Annotated in this window: 7 protein-coding genes; all 7 read right to left on the reverse strand. The window is 34.6% G+C overall.

What is annotated here, in order from left to right:
* Positions 1 to 674: D-alanyl-lipoteichoic acid biosynthesis protein DltD (gene dltD, locus KI369_RS22290; RefSeq protein WP_212957427.1), on the reverse strand; the 674-nt coding region annotated here is incomplete at its 3' end.
* Between the two features lie 266 nt (positions 675 to 940).
* On the reverse strand, positions 941 to 1468 hold the full coding sequence (locus KI369_RS22295) for a GNAT family N-acetyltransferase (RefSeq protein ID WP_212957428.1): 528 nt from the start codon (positions 1466 to 1468) through the stop codon (positions 941 to 943).
* 117 nt (positions 1469 to 1585) lie between these two features.
* Positions 1586 to 3208 (reverse strand): peptide ABC transporter substrate-binding protein, encoded by a 1623-nt coding sequence (locus tag KI369_RS22300; RefSeq protein WP_000714962.1) that lies wholly within the window; start codon positions 3206 to 3208, stop codon positions 1586 to 1588.
* Between the two features lie 20 nt (positions 3209 to 3228).
* Complete coding sequence (locus KI369_RS22305; protein WP_000755450.1) at positions 3229 to 4230, reverse strand: C40 family peptidase; 1002 nt, start codon at positions 4228 to 4230, stop codon at positions 3229 to 3231.
* 39 nt (positions 4231 to 4269) lie between these two features.
* Positions 4270 to 5322 (reverse strand): dipeptide epimerase, encoded by a 1053-nt coding sequence (locus KI369_RS22310; protein ID WP_212957429.1) that lies wholly within the window; start codon positions 5320 to 5322, stop codon positions 4270 to 4272.
* A 152-nt stretch (positions 5323 to 5474) separates the two neighbouring features.
* Positions 5475 to 5801, reverse strand: coding sequence for a DUF3870 domain-containing protein (locus KI369_RS22315; RefSeq protein WP_000271324.1), 327 nt, complete (start codon positions 5799 to 5801; stop codon positions 5475 to 5477).
* 260 nt (positions 5802 to 6061) lie between these two features.
* The coding region (locus KI369_RS29990) for an FtsB/FtsL family cell division protein (RefSeq protein ID WP_498033622.1) at positions 6062 to 6140 on the reverse strand (79 nt) is incomplete at its 5' end.

Below are 6140 nucleotides of genomic sequence, written 5' to 3' on the forward strand. Positions count from 1 at the left end.
ATAGAGTTAAATAAATCTCTATGATCTAAAATATTTCGATGCATATAAGCAAGTGGTTTAACTAAACCCGCTTTTATGTTATGTTTCGTATCATTATATACAATACCTTCTAATGAATTTTTTAAAATATCATCTTCTTGAACAACTTTATAATCTAATAGTCGTTTCGCAATTTGCTTCTTCATTTCTACATTTATTTTATCATTAAAAATAAAATGATATGCCTGTTGTTTGGAGAAATTGTTCGTAAAATCCCCCTGCGAAACCCCAGTCTTTGTAAACCATTGTGGCGATAAAACAAAGACTACTTTTTTACCTTCTAACTCATCCATAGTAGACGTCATATTTAATATATGAGCTAAACTTTGTGTACCACCAATTCCGATTAAATATGGCGTAAAACCTGCAGGATTCACTTTGAAGTAATTAGATGGATGATATGCATCCATTCGTAAAAATTCAGATGAACCGTACATCGGTAAATACTGCGAATTCTCTAACATTTTCTGTTGCAAGAATACACTTTGTAATTTTTCTTTTTGTAAAGAAGTTGCCGCATCTTCTACCTTCTTATCACTAATCAGTGATACTAAACTTTTCGATGGGATGAGTATGATAATGAAAAAAAGCACACACGCTAAAATTATCGGACCAAAAGCATGTTTCATTTTCATTTTTTGTTCCTCTTCCTATCGCTATTAAATTGTAACCCTTGTTTTTGAAACGCCATCATTTCTCTCCTTTTTCTCTATACATGTTCCATTCTATTTATCTATCATATACATGTATGTATTTCTTTCCTTGTTCTATTAAGTCCTATATTTAGCACAAGAAAATGTTTCCATAGAAACACGTTAATTATACAAGATTCTACATACATTTCACACTGGAATTTGAGTAATAATTTTATTTTTAAACCGTTAAAAAACATAAAAAATGTCTATAATTTATCTAATGATGTCTGGAGTTCAAAGTACGATAATAAACGGCCACTATGATCAACATCATGAGTATATGTGAAACCTAAATTTCGTAAAAGTTTTTTCGAATTCTCATTTGTTACTTTTACTCTAGCAATTACTCTTTTTACATTCATCATCTCTTTTGCATATTGAATGGACGCCTTTGCTGCTTCTGATGCATATCCATTTCCCCAATACTTCGGATCAAGTAAATACATAATTTCTATTTCACCTGTTTCATCTATTTTTCTTAAACCACAATGTCCTAAAAGCTCTCCTTTATTTCTATTAACTAACAACCATACCCCGAAATCATACTGTTCCCAATGTGATATTAGTTGTATAATATAGTCCTCTGCTTCTCCCTTTGACATTCCCCTTGATTTAGCAAGCCATTTGCCAACAGCTTCTTCCTTTAATATGCTATAAAATTGTTCAACATCTTCTATAAGCGGCTTTCTCATAAATAACCTTTTTGTATGTATTACTTTCTTTTCTTCAAACATAAAACTTCATTCCCCTCCAAAGTTTTATACAGTCTAGTAAATTATACCATGTACTATTTACCCGACTTTAACTAAAAAAACAGACTACCACACACGTGGAGTCTGTTTTCTCATCCTTTATTTTTGTACATCTGCCCATTTTAAACTTGTAGCTGGACCAAATTGATGTACATATAAATCTTTCACGTATGGTTTTTGTAAGTAAGATAATCCGCGCTGGAATACTGGAGCAATAACTGCATCATCAAGTAGCATTTTTTCAGCATCTTGTAGTGCTTTCCAGCGAGCCTTTTCATCATTACCTAATTCTGTTTTAATCTTCTTAATTAACGCATCATATTCCGGATTTGCATATTCTGTATTGTTCACACTACTTCCAGAAAGGAATACTTCTAAGTATGTCATTGGATCTGGATAATCTGGTAACCAGCGTGATAACGACATTTCATATTCTTTCTTCTTCTCTAGCGCTAATTTTTGCGTATGTGGTTGTAATTTCACATTTACCTTTAAGCCCGGTAAGTTTTTCTCAAGCTGCTCTTTAATATATTCTCCTACTTTTTTGAAGTTTTCTAAATCATAGTTTAATAACTCAAGCGTCACTTCATTTGTACCAGTCTCTTGCTTCGCCTTTTCCCAATATTCTTTCGCCTGTTTTACATCAGTTTTATTAAATTCACCTGCCGTACTTCTAAAATCTTTTTTATCTGGACCTTTTAAAAATCCTTTTGGTACGTAATAGTTTGCAGCGACCGAACCATCATTTAAAAATGAAGTCGCAAGTCCTTTCTTATCAAACACTGTACTTAGTGCAAGACGTGCATTTTTATTTTTAAGAATCGGTACATTTTCATTGAATCGGAAGAAGTACATAACCGGATCTGTATATTGTTTAAGCTCTTTATTATTTTTATATTTATCTACGAATTCAGTTGAAATGACAGCTCTATCAACTTTATCTGTTTCATATAAATTTACCGCAGTTGAAATTTCTTTAACAATTTGATAGTTTACTTCATCTAGCTTCACTTCTTTTTTATCCCAATACTTATCGTTTTTCTTCATCGTAAAACTAGCTTCATGCTTCCAATCAGATAATGTAAATGGCCCATTATATACCGCTTTATTTGCTTCTAATCCATATTTATCGCCTTGCTCCTTCGCATATTTCTCGTTAATTGGATAGAAGGACGGTAAAATAAGTAGTTTCGTAAAATATGGTACAGGATGTTCTAACTCTACAACGAACGTTTTATCATCCTTTGCTTTTACTCCTAATTCATCTAACCCTAGTTGTTTCTTATTTATTTTCTCTGCATTTTTCACATCGTACGCAATGTATGCATATTGAGAAGCTGTATCCGGGTTAATAAGCTGCTTCCAAGCATATACGTAATCTTGCGCTGTTACTGGATCTCCGTTAGACCATTTCGCATCACGCAAATGGAATGTATATGTTTTTCCATCTTTACTCACTTCATATTTTTGTGCTCCAGCCTCAATCACTTCATCATCTTTCGATAAACGGAATAATCCTTCCATTACGTTATTTAAAACGTTAAATGATACTGCATCTGTTACTTTCCCTGAATGTAACGATGGAATTTCACCCGTTTCTAGTAACTGTAATACTTTCTTCTCATCTTTCGGCTTTGTCGTTGTTTTTTCTTTTGCGCAGCCAACTAAAATCGAAGAAACGAATAGAGTACTAACTAATGAGTAGCGAACAAATTTTTTCATTTGAAAACCCCCTCTATTTTTTAAGGTAAGTAACGACGAGCACCAGCGTATTCTTCTATATATCCAGGTGTATTTAACGGTATAATCTCTACTGATCTTTCAGCTCTTGGTGAGTGAATCATATTTCCGTCACCAATATACATTCCCACATGATGGACACTACCTTTCCCTTGATCATGTGCAAAGAAGATTAAATCTCCTTTTTGTAAATTTTCTTTATCCACTGCAACTCCATTTCTCGATTGCGGACCAGAATCTCGCGGAATTGTAATACCGTGCGATTTATAAATCGTATGTGTAAATCCAGAGCAATCAAATCCGAAGCCACTTGTACCAGCCCAAATGTAAGGTAATCCTAAAAACATTTTCCCTGTGTTTATTAAATCATCGGCCGCCGGGGTTGGAATATCATTTTGAGAACGGTAAACCGTTCCATCATTTTTTCGTAGCCAAGCTTTCTGCCCATTTGGTAGCAACACGCGGTATGAAATCGTATCTTCACTAAGTAGCGGCAGTCGCGTATTATAGCTCACTTCAAGCGATTTATGTTTTTCAGAAGGATTTATATATAAAATGGCTGTCGGTTTCGTTACTAACACGAAAGGTTCATTTGTTTTATCTGCAAATTCTTGATTATATGTTAACTGTTTTTCAGGCATCCATCCTGGGTAGCCTTCTTCATTTCGAGGTGTTGGCTGACCATGGACTAACACTTTCACCCAATCCCCTTTTTTATCTACAACTGTTACTTCTTGGCCTAATAACGCTTGCGTTTCTAATTTATTTGCACTTGTTAACCAAAGTTTCTCATCGAGCGTCATCGATTTCGTCCACTTCCACAAATCAACTGGATTTGTAGCACTTGGTGCATCAATTGGCCGTAATGAATCAGGCGTGGTCCAAAGTGTTGCGGCAGATACATCGATAAATGCCTTACTATCTTTCTTTTCTTCAGCATTTGCTGATGTAAACGATGAAAATATAAATAAAGTTGTTAAAAATGCAGTTCCTACTTTTTTCATACATATCCCCCTTAAAAGATCGTTTACTAGTCTTCTCTCCTAAGATTTACCATTCACTGTCGATTGAAGGTTTACCTTTGATCCAGAATAAGTCATTCCTTCCGGTTCTTCCATTAACCAAAGTGGCGCATCAAGATCGAAGTAATGAATATTAGGATGTGCAGCAGCTAAATGTGCAACAGCACTAACAGAAAGAGAAGATTCCATCATGCTTCCTACCATACATTTCACACCAGCTGCTTCTGCGATATCGGCAATACGCCACGCTTCGCGAATGCCACCACATTTCATTAATTTAATATTGATTAAGTCTGCATATCTTCCTTGCACAATTTTTAATGCATCACTCGCTGAAAATATGCTTTCATCTGCCATAATAGGTGTTTGTACATGATCTTTGACGTACTTTAATCCATCCCAATCTTTCGCATGAACAGGTTGTTCAATAAATTCAATATTTAAATTGCGATTTTCCATCTCTTTAATGATAGAAACTGCCTCTTTTGGATTCCACCCTTGATTTGCATCTAATCGTAACGTCGTATTTTTTGGTACGCTATTTCGAATCGCTTCAATACGTTCTAAGTCTAAGTGTGCAGATTTCCCCACTTTAATTTTTAAAGTTTGAAATCCTTTTTCTACATGTTGCTTTGCCTCTTTCGCCATAATGAAAGGCTCATCTACACTCACCGTAATATCTGTATGAATTTCTTTCTTCCCGCCTAATAATGCGTAAAGTGGAACGTTACGATATTGACAATACACATCATATAATGCGATATCTACCGCTGCTTTCGCACTTGGATTTCCAATGCAACTCACTTGAATGTGCTGCAGTAACTGCTGAAATTGAATGATATCTTGACCAATTAAACTTGAACGCATCGACCCTAAAATTGCTTCTTCAATCCCGTTAGCGAAATCACCCGTAATAACCGGTGTTGCAGCTGCAGCTCCCTTACCGATAATTCCTTCATCTGTATGAATATATACATCTATACTTTCTATTTCGGTTACGGTACGAAGAGCTGTTTTAAACGGTGTATGAAGATTAACACGTCTACGATTTACTTTTACATCGGTAATTTTCATTTTGTTCACCCTTTCTTTGTCTAGCAAAATGGATCCTTAATTCTTAACCTTTTTGGATCAAAAGATCTCCGCTTGTGCTTACTTTCCATGTAGAAGGTACATGTGAAATAAAAAAATCCAGCCATAAGAAGATTCTTACGGCTGGATTTTGTCTATGAATGAGTAGACAAAGCAGCGATTTGATTATATTTTTTTTGTGCATCTTTTAATGCTACAAGTAGTGCCTTTTGAGAAGAACCGAAATAACGATCTTTTATTTCCATTACTAACGCTGGGTCATTAATATTTTTATGTAGAAATAAATATTTAACAAACTGTGATGTTAATGCAATTGTCGCTGAGCAATCTGCATCTACAATTTCCCCAGTCTCCTTAACAAGTACAAACGCTACAAAATAGCTTTTAAACTTTTCGGTAATGGGATTATTTTGAGGTGCTTTCGCATCCCCTACGACATAAATTGTATTTGAAGCGTACACAGCTCTCTTCCTTTCTAATACGGGATAACGGTTTTCTTAATAGTCGTATGAGTGATAAACTCAACGTTGATTAAAAAATGTATCCGCTTACCTTGTATTATAATACAATTGACAGAATTTTAACAACATTTATTTTCGTATATATTCCATAAGTATAAAAACAGCTCACACTCTTCATTTTTACAATATGTAATTGTTTCTTGTACCATGCCCTTCATACATGAAAAAAACAGCTAGCTATCGCTAACTGTTCTATTACACTACTTCGGCAACACAAATATAGTTTCATTTGACTTAGAAAATTGATATTCTTTTCTCGCAAATTTCAAAATTTCTTCC

The organism is Bacillus sanguinis, assembly GCF_018332475.1.
Classification (GTDB): domain Bacteria; phylum Bacillota; class Bacilli; order Bacillales; family Bacillaceae_G; genus Bacillus_A; species Bacillus_A sanguinis.

Excerpts from the sequence above, each read along its gene's own strand:
- KI369_RS22295 (WP_212957428.1), bottom strand. The coding sequence starts at position 1,468 with ATGTTTGAAGAAAAGAAAGTAATACATACAAAAAGGTTATTTATGAGA.
- KI369_RS22300 (WP_000714962.1), bottom strand. The coding sequence starts at position 3,208 with ATGAAAAAATTTGTTCGCTACTCATTAGTTAGTACTCTATTCGTTTCT.
- KI369_RS22305 (WP_000755450.1), bottom strand. The coding sequence starts at position 4,230 with ATGAAAAAAGTAGGAACTGCATTTTTAACAACTTTATTTATATTTTCA.
- KI369_RS22310 (WP_212957429.1), bottom strand. The coding sequence starts at position 5,322 with ATGAAAATTACCGATGTAAAAGTAAATCGTAGACGTGTTAATCTTCAT.